This window comes from Occallatibacter sp., from assembly GCF_036502485.1.
GTDB lineage: Bacteria > Acidobacteriota > Terriglobia > Terriglobales > Acidobacteriaceae > Telmatobacter.
Map to the genome: position 1 here is coordinate 1 of NZ_DASXYM010000137.1, position 20,249 is coordinate 20,249.

Annotated in this window: 13 protein-coding genes and 1 tRNA gene; 8 read left to right on the forward strand and 6 right to left on the reverse strand. The window is 60.6% G+C overall.

Annotated features, from left to right (window positions below; translation table 11 throughout):
- Positions 1-97: 97 nt before the first annotated feature.
- Positions 98-313, forward strand: coding sequence for a hypothetical protein (locus VGL22_RS17485; protein WP_465268234.1), 216 nt, complete (start codon positions 98-100; stop codon positions 311-313).
- A 171-nt stretch (positions 314-484) separates the two neighbouring features.
- Entirely contained in the window at positions 485-1,492 is a 1,008-nt protein-coding gene (locus VGL22_RS17490; RefSeq protein WP_465268235.1) for a tyrosine-type recombinase/integrase, read from the forward strand.
- 77 nt (positions 1,493-1,569) lie between these two features.
- On the opposite strand, the gene VGL22_RS17495 is transcribed toward VGL22_RS17490, so the two are convergent.
- Both VGL22_RS17495 and VGL22_RS17500 read right to left on the reverse strand, forming a co-directional pair.
- Positions 1,570-3,546: a hypothetical protein gene (locus tag VGL22_RS17495; RefSeq protein ID WP_465268236.1), complete on the reverse strand. Its 1,977-nt coding sequence runs from the start codon at positions 3,544-3,546 to the stop codon at positions 1,570-1,572.
- Between the two features lie 350 nt (positions 3,547-3,896).
- A tRNA-Leu gene (locus VGL22_RS17500) sits at positions 3,897-3,983 on the reverse strand.
- A gap of 182 nt (positions 3,984-4,165) precedes the next feature.
- Between VGL22_RS17500 and purL the strand changes: the two genes are divergently transcribed.
- The 5 genes from purL (at position 4,166) to fusA (ending at position 12,893) form a co-directional block, all read left to right on the forward strand.
- Positions 4,166-6,637, forward strand: coding sequence for a phosphoribosylformylglycinamidine synthase subunit PurL (purL, locus tag VGL22_RS17505; RefSeq protein WP_465268237.1), 2,472 nt, complete (start codon positions 4,166-4,168; stop codon positions 6,635-6,637).
- Complete coding sequence (gene purF / locus VGL22_RS17510; RefSeq protein WP_465268238.1) at positions 6,634-8,163, forward strand: amidophosphoribosyltransferase; 1,530 nt, start codon at positions 6,634-6,636, stop codon at positions 8,161-8,163. The genes purL and purF overlap by 4 nt, the downstream gene beginning before the upstream one ends.
- Positions 8,164-8,256: 93 nt before the next feature.
- Positions 8,257-10,329, forward strand: a complete 2,073-nt coding sequence (locus VGL22_RS17515) for a fused MFS/spermidine synthase (RefSeq protein WP_465268239.1) — start codon at positions 8,257-8,259, stop codon at positions 10,327-10,329.
- Between the two features lie 138 nt (positions 10,330-10,467).
- On the forward strand, positions 10,468-10,737 hold the full coding sequence (locus VGL22_RS17520; protein WP_465268240.1) for a hypothetical protein: 270 nt from the start codon (positions 10,468-10,470) through the stop codon (positions 10,735-10,737).
- Complete coding sequence (gene fusA, locus VGL22_RS17525; protein ID WP_465268241.1) at positions 10,734-12,893, forward strand: elongation factor G; 2,160 nt, start codon at positions 10,734-10,736, stop codon at positions 12,891-12,893. The genes VGL22_RS17520 and fusA overlap by 4 nt, the downstream gene beginning before the upstream one ends.
- A gap of 123 nt (positions 12,894-13,016) precedes the next feature.
- On the opposite strand, the gene VGL22_RS17530 is transcribed toward fusA, so the two are convergent.
- Entirely contained in the window at positions 13,017-15,554 is a 2,538-nt protein-coding gene (locus VGL22_RS17530) for an ABC transporter permease (protein ID WP_465268242.1), read from the reverse strand.
- 398 nt (positions 15,555-15,952) lie between these two features.
- On the opposite strand from VGL22_RS17530, the gene VGL22_RS17535 reads away from it, so the two are divergent.
- Positions 15,953-16,459 (forward strand): helix-turn-helix domain-containing protein, encoded by a 507-nt coding sequence (locus VGL22_RS17535; RefSeq protein ID WP_465268243.1) that lies wholly within the window; start codon positions 15,953-15,955, stop codon positions 16,457-16,459.
- A 19-nt stretch (positions 16,460-16,478) separates the two neighbouring features.
- Here VGL22_RS17535 and VGL22_RS17540 read toward each other — a convergent pair whose 3' ends face one another.
- The 3 genes from VGL22_RS17540 to ybeY form a co-directional block, all read right to left on the reverse strand.
- Entirely contained in the window at positions 16,479-18,167 is a 1,689-nt protein-coding gene (locus tag VGL22_RS17540) for a M1 family metallopeptidase (RefSeq protein ID WP_465268244.1), read from the reverse strand.
- A gap of 86 nt (positions 18,168-18,253) precedes the next feature.
- Positions 18,254-19,576 (reverse strand): hemolysin family protein, encoded by a 1,323-nt coding sequence (locus tag VGL22_RS17545; protein WP_465268245.1) that lies wholly within the window; start codon positions 19,574-19,576, stop codon positions 18,254-18,256.
- Positions 19,573-20,187, reverse strand: a complete 615-nt coding sequence (gene ybeY / locus VGL22_RS17550; protein WP_465268281.1) for an rRNA maturation RNase YbeY — start codon at positions 20,185-20,187, stop codon at positions 19,573-19,575. Before ybeY ends, VGL22_RS17545 begins: the two co-directional genes overlap by 4 nt.
- Positions 20,188-20,249 lie beyond the last annotated feature (62 nt).

Here is a 20,249-nt window from a genome sequence, read left to right on the forward strand (position 1 = left end):
GCGACCCTGACGGGCTCCGCTTCGCTCCGGCCTTGACACGGCTGATCCACGGCCAAGAAATCTCTTTTCAAGAAAGCAAAGCAGAAAAATGTGAGTTATGATTTCGTACACCGAACTGGACGAACAATGGGGTCAGGTCAAGATGTTGATGATGGCTGCATTCGACCCGCTCCTGAAAGCGTCTGGAATGGCGACGGAGCACATTAAGGCACTCTTCGATCGGGTCCAGGAGACGAAGCTAATCCAGGCGCAAGAACTCCTCGCAAAGCGCGCGAATCGGCGCGCAGAAGAGGCCCGAAGGGCGACCGAATGACATTCCCCGGATAGCAGAGAATAGCCGAGGCCGGGGCGGAGTCAAGGCCGCGCTCCGCGCGCCGCTTCGCGGTCAGAGAGCCTTGACACCGCCCCTAGTGCCTCGGCAAATCATTCCAATATCCGGGGAATGTCATCAAAATGCTGAAGAGCAAATACTGTGAGGTGGGCCATGCGCGGAGTCTATGAAAATCCCTTGGGGAGCGGCATCTGGTGGGTTCACTACTATGCGGCTGGAAAGCGGCATCGTGAGAAGGTCGGCCGTAAGTCGGATGCGATCAAGTTGTACCAATCACGCAAGGCCGACGTAGTCGCTGGAAGAAAGCTTCCCGAACTGCGCAACAGCAAGGTTGTTACGTTGTCGGAACTGATCGATGATGTGCTCGAATTCGTCGCGCATCATAAGGACAATCGGAGCTACGAAAGCAAGGGAGAGATCGTCAGGAAAGCGCTCGGGTCTAAACCTGCTGCTGATCTAACTCCGCAGGAACTGGAACGGTGGCTTAGAATCCGCTGCAAAACGCCAGCTACGGCGAACCGCTATAAGGCCTTTGTCTCACTCTGCTATCGCGAGGGTATTCGCAATGGTAAAGTGACCGTTAATCCCGCCCGTCTGGTGCGGCAAAGGAAAGAAGGAACGGGTCGGCTTCGGTTCCTTAGCCGTGAAGAATACGAGCGGCTCCACAAAGTGATTGCTGTGCGATTCCCAGAGCGTTTAGCCGAGTTTGTTGTTAGCGTTCACACCGGGATGCGGCTGAGCGAGCAGTATTCATGCATGTGGTCTCAAGTCGACCTCGAACGGCGAACAATCGAGCTGACGAAGACGAAAAATGGTTCCGCTCGAACTGTACATCTCAACGCCGACGCGTTGACGGCGATCAGTTCGCTCAAACGGCCACTACAAAAGGCATCCGATCCGGTGTTTCCACGCGAGGGATCGCAGGGGCGATTCGACACACGATCCTGGTTTCAACCCTGTCTCGAGGAGGCGAAGATTACCAACTACGTTTGGCACTCAAACCGGCATACGTTTTGCTCCTGGTTGGCAATGGCAGGAGCGTCAATTATAGAGATCCAGGAACTCGCCGGCCACAAGACAATCACGATGTCTGCGCGCTATAGCCATCTTTCGCCGGAGCACAGGCTTTCGGTGATCGATCGAATCGCCACGGTGAGTTGAAGGCGATTGGTGAGAGGCCTGTGTTGCATCGACCCACTGAACTCGTACCGTTTTCTGTACCTGTGAGTAGTGGGAGCTTACCTATCTCTAGCACCCATGCCAACCCAACGCGGGCCATCGCACTCGGAGAAGAAGTCCGAGAGCGAATGGGATGAGCTGTCGGCGGCGACTCCATCGAATAGCTTGACGTCATCGACGACGAAGTGCCCGTCTTCCGATATCACTCTCGCATCAGCCCGCCAGTTCTTCCACGTTGCATTTGCTGTTGGGGAGGGCGGCACGCCTGACTCCTTGTGCGAGAGCCACACAAGGACCACGAAGGAACCGTCACCCTCTCGAACTTTGTGGTCGACAAGATCCGCGTTCGGCAAGGCCAATTTGCCCTCACCGGAGAACAACCCGGCGCCAGGCCACACGGGCCGCGGGCTTGCGCCCCGGTTTGGAGCTTGCCGGAGGTAATCCTCTTGACAGGCCTGCCCGGTCGCAAGCTGATCGTTGAGACGTTTGCTCAGCAGGGGGCGGATCCTGGTCCTGTCTGGGCCTTGCGGGATGCCGAGTGGGTGATGGGCTACGACGATGTCGTAGAGGTTCCGAGTGACATCGATGACCGATTCTTCGTTCAGGAGACGGGGAAGATTCGACAGCCGGTCGGAGTCGGAGACCGGGTCTCCAGTTCCTCCCAGGGGCATCAGAAGACCCTCGTCCTTATCTCTGACTCCGATGTATTTGACTTTGGGGGGATCGGAGATACTCTTGCCGACGTGGATGTCAGCACGGGCGTTGCCGCGGTGAAACCAAACTCCGGCACATAGGCCACCCTTCGGATTCAGCGTGGCGCCGTCGCGGCCTTCCTTGATATTGCATTGGTGGGCAGCCCATCCGATGTGATTGACATGCAAGTTCGTCGAGTTGAGCCAGTCTTCCAGGCGCTGCGAGGGCAAGGATGGGTCAAGCTGGTGGACATCGACTTCCTTCGCGAAGGCTACCTCCTCCTTATAGGCGGTCGATCGCAGGAGGTTGACGGCGTTCCAATCCACAATTGGTGGAGGAACATGAGCCACAACGAGATTCTTCTCGACGAGTTTTCCGGTCCAGTGGGGGCCGTCACAGCCCGCGAAGCTTTCAGAGAGTACATGCGATGGACCGTCGGTAGTGTCTTCCTCGAAGATGCGAATGTCATCGACGACGAACCGCTCGTTTTGAAGGACTAGGGTGGCGATGATCGGCCGGTCCTTTTTGACTCTATAGGCCCGGACCCCACCTGCGATGATGGAGCTATTCTTTCCCGTAACATCCCGCTCGACCGCATCGAGCTGCACCGTAAAGAATCCCTCTTTTAGCGGCTCTTTATGAACGACGTTTACAAAGAAGGGCGCTGCTCGATCATCCACGCCTGAAAACAAATCGCTAGTCATCCATGCCGGTTCTGAAATAGTGCCTGCCGCCGACTGTTGGCGAAAGTAGTCGTCCTGGCAGGCTTGCGCAGTCTCCAGTTGCTGCGTCAATCGCCGGCTGAGGAATGGCCAGAGGGCTGCCTTGTCCGCGCCTTGGGGGATACCGATCGGGTGCTGTGCCACGATCTTCTGGTAGAGGTCGCTCACCCCACCTGTGACAGCGGGGAGCTCGAGAAGATGGGGAAGGCCGGAGAGTCGGTCGGTGCTTCCAGTTTGTACGAAGCCTGGCTCCACGACATCAGGCCCGTAATAGAGTTGCGGGGGACCGATGATTCCTCTTTTGAGGCTCCCGATGAGGACGAGGAAGTATCCCTCCTGGCCACCACGTGCAAATGCTATGCGCACACAACGCGGGTAGTCGCTATCTGACGAGTCGGGGTGCAGATCGCAGGTATCATCACTTTGCCACCGCAGAGTCTCTATGTGTGGCGGGCCATTTTGGAGCCATTCCTGGAGACCCTGCGAGGGAAGTGAAGGATCGAGTATCTTGACGTCCAGGGCTTTGGCGTAGGCAACCGCTTCCTCCTCTGTAACGGGTAGCTGTGCAATGGAGGATGAAGCGACCAGAAGCGATAACACGGCCAGGAAACTTGCTTTCATCGTTTCCGCCTAAGCAAATGTGTTCGATACTTTAGACACCACTACCAGACTACATGTTCCCGAGTGACTCTCCCGAGGGCCGATTCAGGTGGTAGCAGAGTTGTCCTACAGTAAACGTCTCCGCTCGCGAGAAGGGTGGATGCGATTGCCGTTGCAATCTCGCATGCGTGCCATAATCCTCAGTTTGTAATTGCAGGGCCAATGCACTCGTCTAAATTTCGCGGGATCTTTCCGCCGCCTTCTGTGCGCGGGATGCCAATGTCAGAACCAACAGCCACCAGAACAGCCACCAAACGATTTTGGCCTCTCGGATTTCGAGAGGCCAATTCAATCTAAATTCTTTGTTTTGTTGGTGCCGGGAGGGGGGGTCGAACCCCCACGACCTTGCGATCGGCGGATTTTGAGTCCGCTGCGTCTGCCAGTTCCGCCATCCCGGCCAAGCATGGTGGGCAAATAAAAGTATCGCATACGCTTCGTTCACAATGCCAGCAGTCTGGCTCCCCTCCACCAGAGCAACCGCATTTCGAATTGCGCTTGCCCTGCTCCTCCTCAAGCCCATCACGTCTACCGGCCTTTATCGGCAAACCAAACAGTCATGCGACAATGAAGAGTGACCGAGATGACTGCCTCTCCTTCCTCTGTCCCTTCGCCGGCGACTGTTACGCCGGACCTTCTTGCGCAGCACAGCATCACGGCCGACGAGTACGATCGCATCCTTAAGGCGCTCGGCCGTGTCCCCTCCCTTACAGAACTCGGGATCTACAGCGTCATGTGGAGCGAGCATTGCTCGTACAAGTCGAGCCGCGTGCATCTCAAGCGCCTGCCGACAGAAAGCGACCGCGTAGTGCAGGGACCCGGCGAGAACGCCGGCATCATTGACGTGGGCGACGGCTGGGCCTGCGCATTCAAGATCGAGAGCCACAATCATCCCAGCTACATCGAGCCTCATCAGGGCGCGGCTACCGGCGTGGGCGGCATTCTCCGCGACATCTTCACCATGGGCGCCCGCCCCCTGGCTGTAATGGACTCCCTCCGCTTCGGCTCCATCTTGCCGGAGCCCGGATCACAGATTAGCGCCGACCAGGAACTCATCCACAAAAACCATTCCATCGTTGAAGGCGTCGTCAGCGGCATAGCCGGTTATGGCAACTGCTTCGGCGTGCCCAACCTCGGCGGCGAAACAAAATTCGAGCCATGCTACAGCGGGAATCCGCTAGTCAATGCCTTCGCTCTCGGCCTTGTCCGCAAAGACGAGATCTTCTACGCCAAAGCCACCGGCACCGGCAACCCCGTCATATATGTAGGCGCCAAAACTGGCCGCGACGGCATCCATGGCGCCACCATGGCCAGTGAAGAGTTTCACGCCGGTACTGAAGCCAAGCGTCCCAATGTACAGGTCGGCGATCCCTTTATGGAGAAGCTCCTCCTCGAGGCGTGCCTTGAAGCCATGAAGACCGGCGCCATCGTCGGCATTCAGGACATGGGCGCCGCCGGCCTCACCTGCTCCACTTGCGAGATGGGCGCCCGTGGCGGCGTTGGTCTCGATGTCGAACTCGACCTCGTTCCGCAGCGTGAAACCGGCATGAGCGCCTACGAGATCATGCTGTCTGAAAGTCAGGAGCGCATGCTGCTCGTCGCAGAAAAGGGCAGGGAAGACGAAGTCCTCACGGTCTTCACAAAGTGGGGCCTTGATGCCGTCATCGTCGGCACCGTCGAGCCCGAGTCGCGCCTCCGCATCCGCCATCACGGCGTGCTCGTCGCAGACATCCCCAACGAATCCCTCACCGACGACGCTCCCCTCTACCACCGCCCGATCGGCACCTGGACTCCGGGGGTGACTCAGGTCCCGCCGGACGCAGCGCAGGAAAAGCTCGAGCAGGATCACGACTATACCGCAGAGCTCAAGCAGCTTCTCGCGAGCGCCAATGTCTGTTCCAAGCGCTGGGTCCATGAGCAGTACGACACCATGGTGCAAACCAACACTGTCCTCGGCCCCGGCGGCGAAGCCGGCGTCATGCGCATCAAGGGCACAGGAACGCCGAACCACGAGCGTGGCCTCGCAATGGCTCTGGACGGCAATGGACGCTGGTGCTATCTCGATCCCAAGCTCGGCGCTATGCATGCTGTCGCCGAGTCTGCCCGCAAAGTCGCCATGTCCGGAGCTCTACCCGTTGCCGCCACCAACTGCCTCAACTTTGGCAACCCTGAGAAGCCTGAGATTATGGCGCAGCTCTCCGCCGCTATCGACGGTATCGCAGAAGCCTGCACCACTCTCGGCACCCCCATTACCGGCGGCAATGTGTCTCTCTACAATGAAACCCGTGGCGAAGGGATCTATCCCACACCGGTTCTGGGCATTGTGGGCATTCTTGAGGACGTCACCAAGGCTGTTCCTGCGCATTTCCAGCGCGGAGGAGAAGCCATCCTGCTGTTGTGGCCCATTCCACGCGCCTATGAGCCCAAACCTGAAATCGCCGTTCCGCACGATGCTGAGCCCTCGGATGCACAATCCAGCTTGGTTCCCGGCGTCATGGGCGATGAGCCTACCATCGTCTCAGAAGATGCGCCGCTGACTCAGGAGCTGGCTCCCGCGGAATTGGCCGCCTTCGGTTCCTCTGAATACGCCAAAATTATTCTAGGCGGAATATGGGGCACGCCGCCGTCCATCGATCTTGAGGCGGAAGCCGATCTGCACAGCCTGCTCGGCGTCCTCGCTGACCGCCAACTCATCACCTCGGCGCGCGATCTCGCCGATGGCGGTATCGCTGTCGCTCTGGCGCAGGCAGCGTTCGGCCACGGAGTGGGAGCCAAAGTCGAGCAGGAGCAGGCGCTCATGATCCATCCGCTCTTCGGCCTCTTCGCGGAACCGGCCTCCACCGTGCTCCTCACCTGCGATCCAAGCCAGGTCAGCGCTATTGAGGAGCTGGCCGACGAATTCAGCTTCTACACCGCCCGCGTCGGAACCACCGGCGGCGACCGCCTCGAAATCACCGTCTACGGAGACACCTTTGTTTCCGCCAGCGTGGACGACCTTCGCAAGCCCTGGGCCACCACCCTCGAGTCCGCCCTTCACGAAGAGGTACTCGCATGACCCGGATCCTCTATCAGGGGGTTGCAGGCACCATCGACGTTTCTGAAGTTCTGCGTTCAAACCAGGAAATTTGTCATCCTGAACGCGGCGAAGGACCTGCATCTCGTGCCGGCGAGGACGATCCCAAGCTTCACGAAGAATGTGGCGTGGTGGCCATTCACGGCCATGCCGATGCCGCGCGCCAGGTCTATCTTGGTCTCTACGCTCTCCAGCATCGCGGCCAGGAGTCCGGCGGGATTGCCACCGCCGACGGCCATCGCCTTGCCAACATCAAAGGCATGGGCCTGATCAGCGAAATCTTCACGGACGATGTGCTCCAGAAGCTCCCCGGCGACATGGCTATCGGGCACACGCGCTACTCCACCACCGGCGACTCCGCCCTGCTCAACGCGCAGCCCATCCGTGTCGAATCTACCAAGGGCCTCATCGCCATCGCTCACAACGGCAACCTGGTCAACCTCGGCAATGTGCGCGCCCGGCTTGAGCGTGACGGCGCCTATTTCCAGACCACCTCCGACTCTGAGATCATCGTCCAACTCATCGCTCACTCTCGTGCCGGCACGCTGGTCGATGCCATCGCCGAATCCCTTTCCCAGATCGATGGCGCCTTCTCCATCGTCATGATGACTCGTGACCGCGTCTTCGCCGCGCGCGATCCTCGCGGCTTCCGTCCGCTCTCGATGGGCCGCATCCGCAATCCTGGCGGCCGCGACACCATCGTCTTCGCCAGTGAAACCTGCGCCTTCGACCTGCTCCGCGCCGAATACGAACGCGATGTGCTCCCCGGAGAACTCGTCATGGTAACGGAAGACGGCGTCACCAGCCGTCAATACTCCAGCGGTGTTGAGCAGACCAGCTGCATCTTCGAGCACGTCTACTTCGCACGCCCTGACAGCCGCATCTACGGCAGGTGGGTCCAGGAGAGCCGCGATCAGATGGGCCGCCAGCTCGCTCGCGAGTCGCACGTGCCTTCGGATGTGATCGTTCCGGTCCCTGACTCCGGCGTCACCGCCGCGCTCGGCTATGCCGAAGAAGCCGGCGTCCCCTTCCGTTTCGGCCTGATCCGCAATCACTACGTGGGCCGCACCTTTATTGAGCCCGAGCAGCGGGTCCGCGACTTCGGCGTCAAACTCAAGCTCAACCCCGTGCGCAATCTGCTCGAGGGCAAACGTGTCATCCTTATTGATGACTCCATTATCCGCGGAACCACTTCGCGCAAAATTGTCCGAATGGTCCGCGGCGCCGGCGCAAAAGAGGTCCACCTCCGCATCAGTTGCCCGCCCACCATATCGCCTTGCTTTTACGGCGTCGACACTCCCAGCAAACGCGACCTCATCGCCGCCAACAAAACCATTGATGAGATCCGGCAGTTCATTGAGGCCGACTCGCTCGCCTACCTATCCCTCGACGGCCTCTACCAGGCCTGCGGCTCGAATACTGGCTACTGCGTCGCCTGCTACACCGGCAACTACCCCACTCAATGGGTCGACGTCGAAGACATCCTCCCTGCGACGGCAAACGCGTAAAGCACTCGCTTCTGCATCACTTCCACCGGGAACACTCGCTCGGTCCGTTACACTCGACTTTCGGCGGAAATCCGTTCCGTTGTCCGAGGATGCATGTCCCAGGTACGCCTTCTGTTTGCCGCTGCCGTGTTTCTCGCAGCCTTCCTGCTCTTTCTTGTGGAACCCATGGCTGCCCGCCAGCTTCTTCCGATTCTCGGTGGCTCCGCCTCCGTCTGGATCACCTGCCTGGTCTTCTTCCAGACCGCGCTCCTCGTCGGTTATCTCTACGCTCACTGGCTGGCACAGCGCCCTCGCTCCATTGCGCTCTTGATCTCTATCGCCCTGGCGGCCGGGAGTGCCATCGCCTGGTCGACTATGCACGGCGGTGAATTGCAGGGCGCTGCTCATCCCATCGGGACCGTTTTCCGGGTGCTCGGCACTTACATCGGCCTCCCCTTTATCGTCCTCTCGGCCACCAGCCCTTTGTTGCAGGTGTGGCGGGCGCGGTCTGAGTCAGGCCCGATCCCCTACCGCCTTTACGCGCTCTCGAACCTCGCATCCTTCCTCGCGCTTGCCGCCTATCCCGCACTAGTCGAACCGAATCTGACGCTCCACATGCAGCGCCTCGTCTGGTCGGCTGGATTCGTGGCGTTCGCACTGCTTCTGGCGACGATCGCGTTCCGCATGCGCACCGTTCAACCGTTGCCTGCGCCCGCTGCAACTGAACCCGACGCCCCTGCTGCCACTACCGGCGACAAGCTGCTCTGGGTCCTTCTCCCGATGGGCGCAACCATGCAGCTCAGCGCCATTACGGCCTATCTCACGGCCAATGTTGCCGCCATCCCCTTGCTGTGGGTGCTGCCTCTCGGCGTCTACCTGCTCACGCTCATCCTCGCATTCCAGTTCCGCTTCACTCTGCCCTGGGGAATCATTGCGCGTGTCATGGTCGTGATGCTCGGCGGCCTGGCATACTCGCTCACCAAGACCAACGCAGGCTGGCCCCTTTGGCTCTCCATCCTTTTCTTCCTTATCGAGCTCTTTTTTGCCTGCTACTTTCTCCACGCTGAGGCGTTCCGCCTCCGTCCCGCGCGATCGTCTCAGGCCACACTTTTCTATCTGCTGTTCGCCGCCGGCGGCGCGCTCGGCTCGTTCCTCATCGGCATCGCCGCCCCGCTTCTCTCCGATTACAACTTCGACCTGCCCGTCACCTTCCTCGTAACGGCACTGCTTGCTCTGGTGATTAACTGGCGCGGCACATGGAACCAACGCCTCCTCTGGATCGTCGCCAGCGCCGCGATGGTTGTCCTCGTCTTCATGGTCCGCCGCGCGTACACCCACGACACCAAAGTCGCCACCCGCAACTTCTATGCCAGCCTCCGCGTCACACAGGATCTGTTCAGCTACCCCGGCGCCACGGTCCGCACGCTCATGAACGGCAGCATCCAGCACGGCACTCAGATCTTCGGCACCGACGACCTGCGCCGAACCCCCACCACGTACTATGCCCGCAACTCCGGCGTCGGCTATGCCATGCAGTACTGCTGCCTCGCGCCCGCCGCCGGTGCGAATGGCGCCGAAGGCGCGGTTGGCCGCACCGCAGGTGCCAACATTGGCGTCATTGGGCTGGGCGCGGGAACCATGGCCGCCTACGGCCGCCAGGGCGATCACATTCGCTTCTACGAGATCAATCCCGCCGTCCCGCCCATTGCGCGTAACGTCTTCACGTACATCCGCGATTCAGCCGCCCAGGTCGAGATCGTCGAAGGGGACGCCCGCAACTCGCTCGCCTCCGAGCCGCCCCAGAACTTTGACGTTCTCGTCGTCGACGCTTTTTCCGGAGACGCAATACCCGTCCATCTGCTCACCACCGAGGCCCTGGCCCTCTACCGCAAGCACCTCACTCCCAAGGGCATTCTTGCCTTTCACATTTCCAATCGCCACGTCGACCTTGCCCCGCCCATCGTCTTGCTCGCCCAGTCCGCCGGTATGGAGGCCCGCCGCTTCAACGTCGACAATCCAAAGGATCCCGGCGAGTACGTCTCCACCTGGATACTGGTCACCGCAGATCCGCAGTTCTTCGAGATTCCCGACGTGGCCCCTCATGCCCACGTAGTTGACGCCCTCCCAAAGGGCCTCAAGCTCTGGACCGACGACTACTCCGCACTCCTTCCGGTCCTTCACTGGTAAGGCCTTCCGGGAGTCCCCTGTATTCCCTGTCACATGACGTTCACAGTCTGCGTGTGATAGCCTTCGGTCCTCAACTGATAGACGCTTGGCGGCGGCTGTCCCCGTAGAACCGCCAGGCGCCTGCCCGAGACCCTCCGCATGGACGAGGAAGACGGCAGACCGGGATCTTTGGCCGCAACAATTGGCCAATTCGACGCCCTCATGGACGCCCTCCGCCTATCCCTGTGCCAATCCAAAACCATCTCAAATGACGGCGAATTTCCGGCATGGTTGCCCCTCATCGATCCTTTCAGCCTGCGCGAGGCGGACGTGAGAATGCATCCTGTCGCGTTATCTGCCTTTCACAACCGAAAACAACACTGGCCGAAGGCAGTTGGCCTTACCGCAGGTGGAGGAGAAGAACCATGAAAACGTACCAGGGAAGTGAGATCCGCAACGTAGCTGTAACAGGGCATGCGCACAGCGGTAAAACCACCTTGATTTCCGCTCTGCTGCATGCCGCCAAAATGACCCCAGCCCAGGGCCGCGTGCACGATGGCACCGCCGTCACCGCCTACGACGAAGAAGAGGTTGCGCGCGCCACCACCATGCAGAACGCCGTCGCCTTCGCCGAGTGGCAGGGCGTCAAAATTAACTTTGTCGACACTCCCGGCTTCCATATGTTCTGTCATGAAGCCCGCGCCGCCCTCCTGCCTGTCGAATCCTCCGTCGTCATCGTCAACGCGCAAAACGGGGTTGAGGCGGTCACGGAGCGCGTCTGGAGATACGCTGAAGAAGCCAACGTCCCGCGCATCGTCGTGATCAATCAGATGGATCACCCCAAGGCCGGCGGGGGTGGTGGCCTGAGCGCGCTCATTGAAGACCTCCACGAGCGCTGGGGCCGCACCTGCACGCCCGTCCAGCTCCCCATTGTCGATGCCAACGGATTCCAGGGCGTTGTTGATCTCATCACCATGGAGGCGTTCTATTACACCCCCAACGGCGATGGACGTGGCAAAATCACCGGAGAGATTCCCGCCAATCTCGCTCATCAGGCCAAAGAAGCCCACGAAGCCCTCGTCGAGCTGGTTGCCGAAGGCAAAGACGAGTTGATGGAAGAGTTTTTCGCCCAAGGAACCATTCCCGAGCAGCACCTCATTACGGCGCTCCACGAAGCCATCCGCGAAGACCGCATCTTCCCCGTCCTCTTCTGCAGCGGCGAGACCAACGTCGCCACCGATCACCTCCTCGATTTCCTCAAGGTCTACGCGCCCGCTCCCATTGAGCGCGCTCCCATTGCCGTCCGCACGCCGGCGATGGCCGCGGCGTCCAACGGCAATGGCGGCGGGACGGCTACCGACGCACCCGAACTCCCGACCACCACGCGCGCCGTCGCCGACTCAGAGCCCCCTGCTCTGGTCGTCTTCAAAACCATGTCCGACCCTTTCGCCGGCCGCATCAGTTTCTTCAAAGTCGTGAGCGGCACGGTCAAGAATGACGCAGCTTTCGAGAATTACACCCGCCGCGGGCAGGAAAAGTTCTCCCATCTCTCCATCATGCAGGGCCGCAAGGCTGTTGAAGTCTCCGAGCTCCACGCGGGCGACATCGGCGCTATCGGCAAGCTCAAGGACACCCTGACGGGCGACACCCTGGGCGTCAAGGGCTCAGACATACTGGTCGATCTGTATCCCGTCCCTGAGCCGGCCATGACGTACGCCATCGAGCCAAAATCCCGTGCCGATGAAGACAAGCTCGCCCCCGCCATACACAAGCTCATGGAAGAGGACCTGCTCATCCGCTTCTACCGCGATCCGCAGACCAACGAGTTCCTCATTGCCGGCGCCGGCCAGCCGCACATTGAGGCCATCGTCTCCCGCCTCAAAAAGCGCTACCACGCTGAAGTCACCCTGAAATCACCTAAGGTGCCGTATCTCGAGACCATTCGCGCGCGCGGCGAGGCCCACGGTCGGCACAAGAAGCAGTCCGGCGGCCACGGCCAGTTCGGCGACTGCAAAATCCGCATGGAGCCGCAGCCACGCGGCGCTGGATTCGAGTTCGCCTCCGAGGTGTTCGGCGGAGCCATTCCACGGCAGTTCATTCCCGCCATCGAAAAGGGTGTCGTGGAGGCGGCCGCCCGCGGCCACCTCGCCGGTTTTCCCGTCGTCGACTTCAAGGCCATCGTTTATGACGGCAGCTACCACGACGTCGACTCCAACGAAATGAGCTTCAAGACCGCTGGACGCCTCGCCTTCAAAAAGGCTATGGAGGTCTGCAAGCCTGCTCTGCTGGAGCCGGTCATGAAGGTTGAAATCGAGGCACCCGATGAGTTTGCCGGGGCCATCATGGGCGACCTCAGCGGCCGTCGCGGCCGGCCCCAAGGCATGACCTCGAAGGGCAAAACTACGGTGGTCAATGCCGAAGTCCCCATGGCTGAAATGCTGACCTACGGGACCCAGCTCACCTCGATGACCCAGGGGAAGGGGAGCTACCGCATGGAGATGGATCACTACGACTTCGTCCCGCAACTGGTAGCCGAAAAAATCCTCGCCAACGCCAAGCGCCCCGTCGACGAAGAAGAAGAATAGCCGCCTGCGTTGGGGGCAACTTTTACCGGCTCACCCACTCTGCGCGCAGCCGGCTCTCGCGCAGGGTGGGAGAGCATCAGACCTGACGGATAGCCCGGCGGCACGGGGCCGGTGCGGCTTTTGTCACTCGATTCGCAACGCCCGCGCCGGATCAATCGACGCTGCCCTTCTTGCAGGAATCAACCCCGCTACGCACGCTGCCACCGCCAGCACCCCAATCGCCCCCAACAGAATCGGCGCGTCCATCTTAGTGATCTCGTAGAGTTGCGATTTCACAAATCGCACGCACACAATTGCCACCGGTACCCCGATCACTAGCCCTATCCCCGCCTGAATCATCGCGCCGCGCATCACCATGCCAATGACGGTTCGGCGAGCCGCGCCCAGCGCCATGCGGATGCCGATCTCCGACGTCCGCCGCGCCACCCCGTACGCCGTTACGCCGTACAGCCCAATGGCCGCCAGCAGCAGCGCTAACCCACCGAACATCATCGTCAGACGCGACACCATCCGCTCCTCGTTGAAGCGATCCGCAATCTGCTGCGTGAACGTCTGGAACTTCACAACCGTCAGGTTTGGATTGATTGCCGAAAGAGTCTGCGCCGCCTGCTTTTCCATGTCATTCACCGGGCGATCCGTCGCCAGCACGATCGCTCCGGCGTAGAGGCTCAGGTCCCTGTCCACCGGGTCGTCAGCGCTCGCCGGCCTCTGCGTAATCGGCACGAAAAACATGCTGTGGTCCTTCCACTGCACGGAGGTGTAGGTCGTGTCGTCCACCACCCCCACAATCTCGTAATCTCCCGATGACTTCGGGCCCGGGTTGCCGAATCGCCTCCCGATGGGATTTGTGCCCGGCTTGAAGAACTGCTTCACGAACGTCTCGTTGACCATCGCCACGGCGGGAGCCTTGGAGGAATCCTGCGGCAGAATTCCTCGCCCCATCACCACGTGTGTTCCGACCGAATCGAAGTACTCGACGTTGGCCTTGATGAACGACGCCCCCTTGTTAGGATCAGGCTCGCCCTGCAACTGCAGGCCGGAACTCCAGTTGTTGTCCTCCATCGGCGTGTAATTCGAGATCCCCACCTTCACCACGCCGGGCAATGCATGGAACCGTTCCTCCATGGTGCGATACAGCGCCTCGAGCTGGCTGCCCTTATACCCCGCCGCCGCTGGATTGATATGCACGATGTATCGGTTGCGCGTGTCGAGATGCATATCCGCCGTTTGCAGCTTGTATAAGCTCTTGGCAAACAGCCCCGCGCACACCAGCAGCACCAGGCTCAGCGCCGCCTGCAGCACCACCAGTCCGCGCTGTAGAATCGACGCCCCTGACCCTGTCGTGCGCGTCCCCGTTCGCAGCGCATCCGCCGGCTGTGCGTGCGAGGCCACCCACGCCGGCGCCAACCCGAACAGCCCTCCTGTGAGCAGCGACAATCCAAACGCAAATCCCATCACCGGCAGAGACGGCGCGGCCTCAATCGGCATGTTCTGCGCATCTGGAAACGCCAGCGCCAGCAGCATGCGCGCGCCCAGGTACGCCACCACCAGCCCGAGCAGCCCTCCGGCCGTCGCCAGCACGAGGCTCTCCGTCAGGAGTTGCCGGATAATCCTTGTCCGCCGCGCCCCCAGAGCCGTGCGGATCGACATCTCCGCTTTGCGGCTCATGCTGCGCACCAGCAGCAGGTTGGCGATGTTGGCGCACGCCACCAACAACACCATTGCCGCAACCCCCGTCAGGAGCCGCAGCGTCGATTTGGCCCCCTGCTGCAGGTTCTGGATGCCTCCTCCCGCCGGTGTCAGCACCACGTGAATCTTCGGCAGGATCGGCTTGCTCTTCTCGCGCTTGTAGGTCTTGGTCACCGCCAGTTCGTTCCGCAACAGCCCGCCGACCTTCTGTTGCAGCGCCGCCAGACCGGTCCCCGGCTTCACCCGGCCCACCATATAGATCCAGTTCACATCCGGGTCGTGCAGATAGGGCACATTATTAATGGGCTCCATCGATTCGATCGGCAGATAAAACTCCGGTGGCGTGTTCGTCACGCGGTCGCCGAAAAACCCGTCCGGCGCTACCCCGACCACCGTAACCGGCTTGGTATTTACATAAAACGTGCTGCCCACCACGCCCGCATCCCCTGCATAGTCATGCTGCCACGCCGAGTAGCTCATGACCGCCGCAATGGGCGCGCCCTTCACGTCATCCGAGTCCATGAACAGCCGCCCCGCTGCCGGCTGCAGCCCAAACGTTCTGAAGTAGTTTCCCGAGACGAACTCCCCTACCCGCGAGCGAGCCAGCATCCCCGGCCCATTCCTCCGCACCGTCAGCGGCACATAAGAAAATCCCGACTGCATCGCCGCCAGTTCCTCAAATTCCGGCAACTGCTTCTTCAGGTGCAGGTAAGCCTCGACGGAGAAGATCGAGTACTTCCCGTTGTCGGGGCTGCCGGAATTTACGCAGCAGTCATCGTCATCCCCAATCCGCACCAGAGTCTTTGGATCCACCACCGGCAGCTTGCGCAGCATGATCGAATTCACCAGCGTGAAGATCGCCGCATTGGCTCCGATACCGAGCGCCACCGTCAGCAGCACCGTGGCCGTAAACCCCGGCGCCTTCAACAGTTGCCGGATTGCAAATCGAATATCCTGCAGCAGAGCCTTCACTCTCACCTCCACGCACACTACGACATTTGTGCCCGTGCAGTTCACCAGCCAATCCGGTTCCAGAATGTAAGTAGCAGTTGCTCAACAGCTTCAGGCGTCTTCTCCGTGCCGCCCCCGACTCCATTTTGCGTCCGAATCCGCCACCCGGTGTCCGAAATCGAACGCTGCCTTTTGTGCAGTCCTGCACGGCGCCGAAGTCGCAACTTAGCGCGGAAGTCCTGCCCAGCTACTCCGAAGTAATCTCCTGCTCTCGGCTTTAAAAGCCGAAAACGTCGCAAATTGACCCTAAAACTCGGAAATTCCGGCGAAAACCCCCATTACCTTTGACTCTCGCTGGACTTCCGGTTATGGTTGGGAGGAAAATTCCAATAGGGCCTTTAACCCCTGCTGGTTAGCCGATGAGCAGCTTCGGAGAAGACCTGCGCATGGAGCGGATGTCCCGCGGCATTGCGCTGGAACACATCACGGCCGTGACCAAGATCAGTCAGCACCACCTCGTGGCGCTGGAGCAGGAGCGTTTTCGTCAACTCCCAGGCGGGATTCTCAATAAGGGCATCATCCGCGGCTACGCCAGCGCTGTCGGCCTTGACCAGCAGGACTGGACCGAGCGCTTCATGAAAGCGTGGCGGGCCTCCGGACAGTCGGACGAAGGCGATTGGACCGCCTTCGCTTCCAATGTCGGCAAAGCTCGTCTTCAGCAGCGCGAGGCCGCCGAGTTCCGAATCAAGTGGCTTGGCGTCTTGCTTCTCCTCGGCGTCGTCGCCTTCCTCGGGTTCATCGCCGTCCGCCTCTACGGCGTGAAGGCTGGCTGGTGGCAGACTCTGATTCCGTCAAACCACGTTGGCCTCAAGCTCCACTCCTGGTACGACTCCGCCCGCGTCTGGGTGGGCAAATTCCTCGCCTGATCTGTCCAGCCAACATCTCCTACTGCTTATTCAGATCCACGTAGTAGTGATCCAAATCCACCTGGAAATCTTCCCTCGTCCCGTCCCACCTCATTGACTGCCACTGCGTGGTCGGCTGGAGAAGCCTCCACTGCCCCGCCATCCCCACTCGCACCGGCATGGCAAACTCAGGCTCATCCGCGTTCCACTTGTACATCACCGTTCCCGCCGCCTCCCCAAACAACACCTCCAGCCGTGGAATCGCCGCGTGGCGCAGATACTGGTTGCAAATCGGCGTCAGGTTCATGCCCGTGTGCTGATTGAAGTAGGCCACCACATCCTCGGTGAGGATGTTCTGATATTTGTACTGCTGATAGAGCCCGCGGATCAGCGCAAACCACTTCGCGTCGTCACCCACCACGCTGCGCAGGGTGTTCAGCATGAGCGCGCCCTTGAAGTACTGATCTTCTGTGGGATCGGCATTTACCCCCCGCTCCGCCATAATGGGCCGCAGACTGTGCACCTTGGGCCGGTAGCCGCTCAGGTATTTGAGCGCGTCCTCCTTGCCCCAGCGGTATTCCACATAAAGGCTCTCGAGGTACGTCGTCCACCCCTCGTGGATCCACATGTCGGCCTTGTCCCGCGCCGACACTGCGTTCCCGAACCACTCGTGCCCGCTCTCGTGGATGATGATGAAGTCGAACCGCGGGCTGATGCCCACACCCGTCCAGTCCTTCCCCAGGTATCCGTTCTCGAACAGGTTGCCGTACGTCACCGCGGACTGATGCTCCATCCCGGAGTACGGCGCTTCGATCAGCTTGTATCCATCCTTCGCAAACGGGTACGCCCCAAAGTAGTGCTGGTAGGCTTCCAGCATCCCCTTGGCCTGCGCAAACTGCGGCTTCGACTTCTCGAGATCCTCCGGAAGCACATAGAAATCCAGCGCCAGATCGCCCAGTTTGTCAGAGTAATGCTCGTATGCGCCGATATTCAGCGACACGTCGTAGTTGTTGATCGGGTACGACACATGCCAGTCCCACCGGGTATACCCATCGCCTAAATCCGTCTTCGCGGCGAACTTCCCGTTCGACACATCGGTCAGCCCGATCGGCACGGCGACGCTGATGTCCATTTGCTCGACTTCATCGTGCCACTGGTCCTTGTTGGGCCACCACATGCTGGCGCCGCTCTCCTCGCACGCCGTGTTAATCCACGTGCGGCCAGCGGCGTCTTTTTTAAAGGTGAACGCGCCAAACCGACCCGTCTCCGCAGGATGCCCCGAGTAGTAGAAGTCGATCGTCACCAACTCGCCGACTTTCAGTGTCCGCGGAAAATCCACGAACACCGCTCCCGTATCTCGCTCGTACTTCAGCTCCGTCTCGCCCCACACGATTCTGTCGATCGCCAGGGCCTCATTCAGGTCGAGCTGAATGCGCGCGCCCGCCTTCAGCATGCGGAAGCGGATGGTGTTCTTGCCGAGAATGAACTTCTGTTCGGGATCGACACGGATGTCGAGGTGGTAGTAGAGGAGGTCGTTGTTGGCGCGGTATTCACCGTACGCGCCACGCAGAAAATCAAACCGTGTCGGCAGGGCCGGTGCAACGTCTACCGGCCGCACCCGTGGCTTCGGATTCTCGCTTGCCGTATTTGGATTGGACTTCTCGGAATTCTGGTGGGCGGGCTGCTGGGTACTCTGGGCCGCAAGCAGTCCGCCCGCACACGCCATCATCAGGCACAAACCAACTCCGGCAACACGAGACAGGGGAAGACACATGGGCTCATACTATCCGGTCGTCGGCAGTCGCCGCCGCCGCGTTACTCCCTGCGCTCGGCCTGGCGTTGCTCCCGAGTTTCCTCGGCAGTCGCCGGCGGAAACACGCGCACCCGGTCCACGCGCCGGTCAGTGGATGCCACCACCTCCATCCGCATGCCCGCGCTCTTCAACACCACCACCTCGCCCCGCAGTGGAATGCGCCCTTCGATCTCGCTCACCAGCCCACCCACCGTTGTGGCTTCATACTCTTCGCCCACTTCGAACCCATCGCCAAACAGCGGTCCTAGTTGATCCACCGGGAAACTCCCCGGCACCACCCACGCCCCGCTCTCTTCCCGTTCCGGATTCTCCTTCGCGGCCTCGTCCTCATGCTCATCGCGGATCTCGCCCACGATCTGCTCCAGCAGATCTTCGATGGTTACAATCCCCGCCATGCCGCCATATTCATCGATCACAATCCGCATGTGCTGCTTTTCTTTCTGCATCTCGCGCAGCAGCTCATATCCCTTCTTCGTCTCCGGCACAAACGCGGCCGGCCGCTGGATGCTCGCCACTGTCCGCGTGCGCGCTTCCTCATCCGTGATCTGCAGCAGATCATGTGAAAACGCAATCCCCGTCACGTTGTCCACGGTCCCCGCATACACCGGCACACGCGAGAAGTTTTGCTCTTTCAATTCCACCAGGAACTCCTCCAGCGTGGTTGTGTCCTTGACGGCGAACACCTGGGGGCGCGGCGTCATCACGTCTTTGACCAGCTTGTCGCCGAACTCCACCGCCGACCGCACCAGATCGCGATCCGTTTTCTCCAGAATTCCCTCTTCCTCACCGGCCTCCAGCAGGGCCTCTACGTCCACCGCGGCCTCCTCCTCGGCGCTTGCCGGCTCCTCCGCCAGCGCTGCCAGCGAGAAGAAGAACCGGATCAGAATGGTGATGGGCGTGACGCTCCACAGCAGCAGCCGCACCACCCACATCAAACGCCTTGCCCAGTGGCCTTCGGTACGTTCAAACAGCAGCCACGGCACCACCTGGTTGCAGAACACCACCACTAACACCACGCCCAGAATGGCCTGAACGAATTCCGCCGTAGTGGGTCGCGCCCCCCCGGCCGCCCTGTCGAACAGCACCGCCCCGAACTCCAGCGCAATGCCGCACAGCGCAAACTGCTGCACCACCAGCGCCGAGATGGCAGCGTGCTCCCGGCTCAACCCCAGGTGCGGCTCAATGTGTTCTTCCCAGGCGTCCAGATTTTCCTGTACGGTCCGCGCCAGGATCTTGCCGAATTCGGCATAGATCCGGCTGATGTATGAGGCCAGCACCTCGACAGCCGCCAGCACCAGCACCACAAGAATGGCGGTCAACGTCATGCGGTCCGCCTTTCGTTAGCCGCTTTTGAGGGACTCCCCTTAGCCTTTGTCCTGCCGAGCGGAGCCGGTCGCCTTTTTTCTGGCGGCAGGGTGGGAGGCGACGAACCCCTATCCATCCTCTCAATCAATCCCAGCGGCAGCTTCAGCCTGGCCCGCAGCGTCCGCTCCTTCCGCGCCATCTCGCCGCCGTCCGTCTCATGGTCGAACCCTGCCAGATGCAGCAATCCATGCAGCATCAGCACCTTCAGTTCCACCCTCAGCGCATGTCCATGTTCGCGGCCCTGTCGCAATGCCGTGTCGACAGATATCGCCAGATCCCCCGCCACTTCACCGCGCGAAATCTCAGCCGCCGGGAAAGACAGCACATCCGTAGCCTTGTTTTTGCGGCGAAAGTCCCGGTTCAGCGTCTTGATCTTCTTGTCCGTCGTGAGCAGCACGCTCACCATCCCCTTCAGGCGCACTGCCGCCTGCGCCTCGTGCAGAAAACGAGCGAGCGTCCGCGCCGCAGGCAGGCGGGCCTCTTTTTCAGCTTTGCGGGATTCAGGCGAGGAGCCGCCCTTCTTTGCAGAGGGGCCGGGAGATTGGTCCAAATCTGGGTCGAGAAGGATCATCGTGCGCAAAGGCCGTCCACTGCTGCGGACGGCCCCCGATTCTTTCTATTCTATGCGAATCA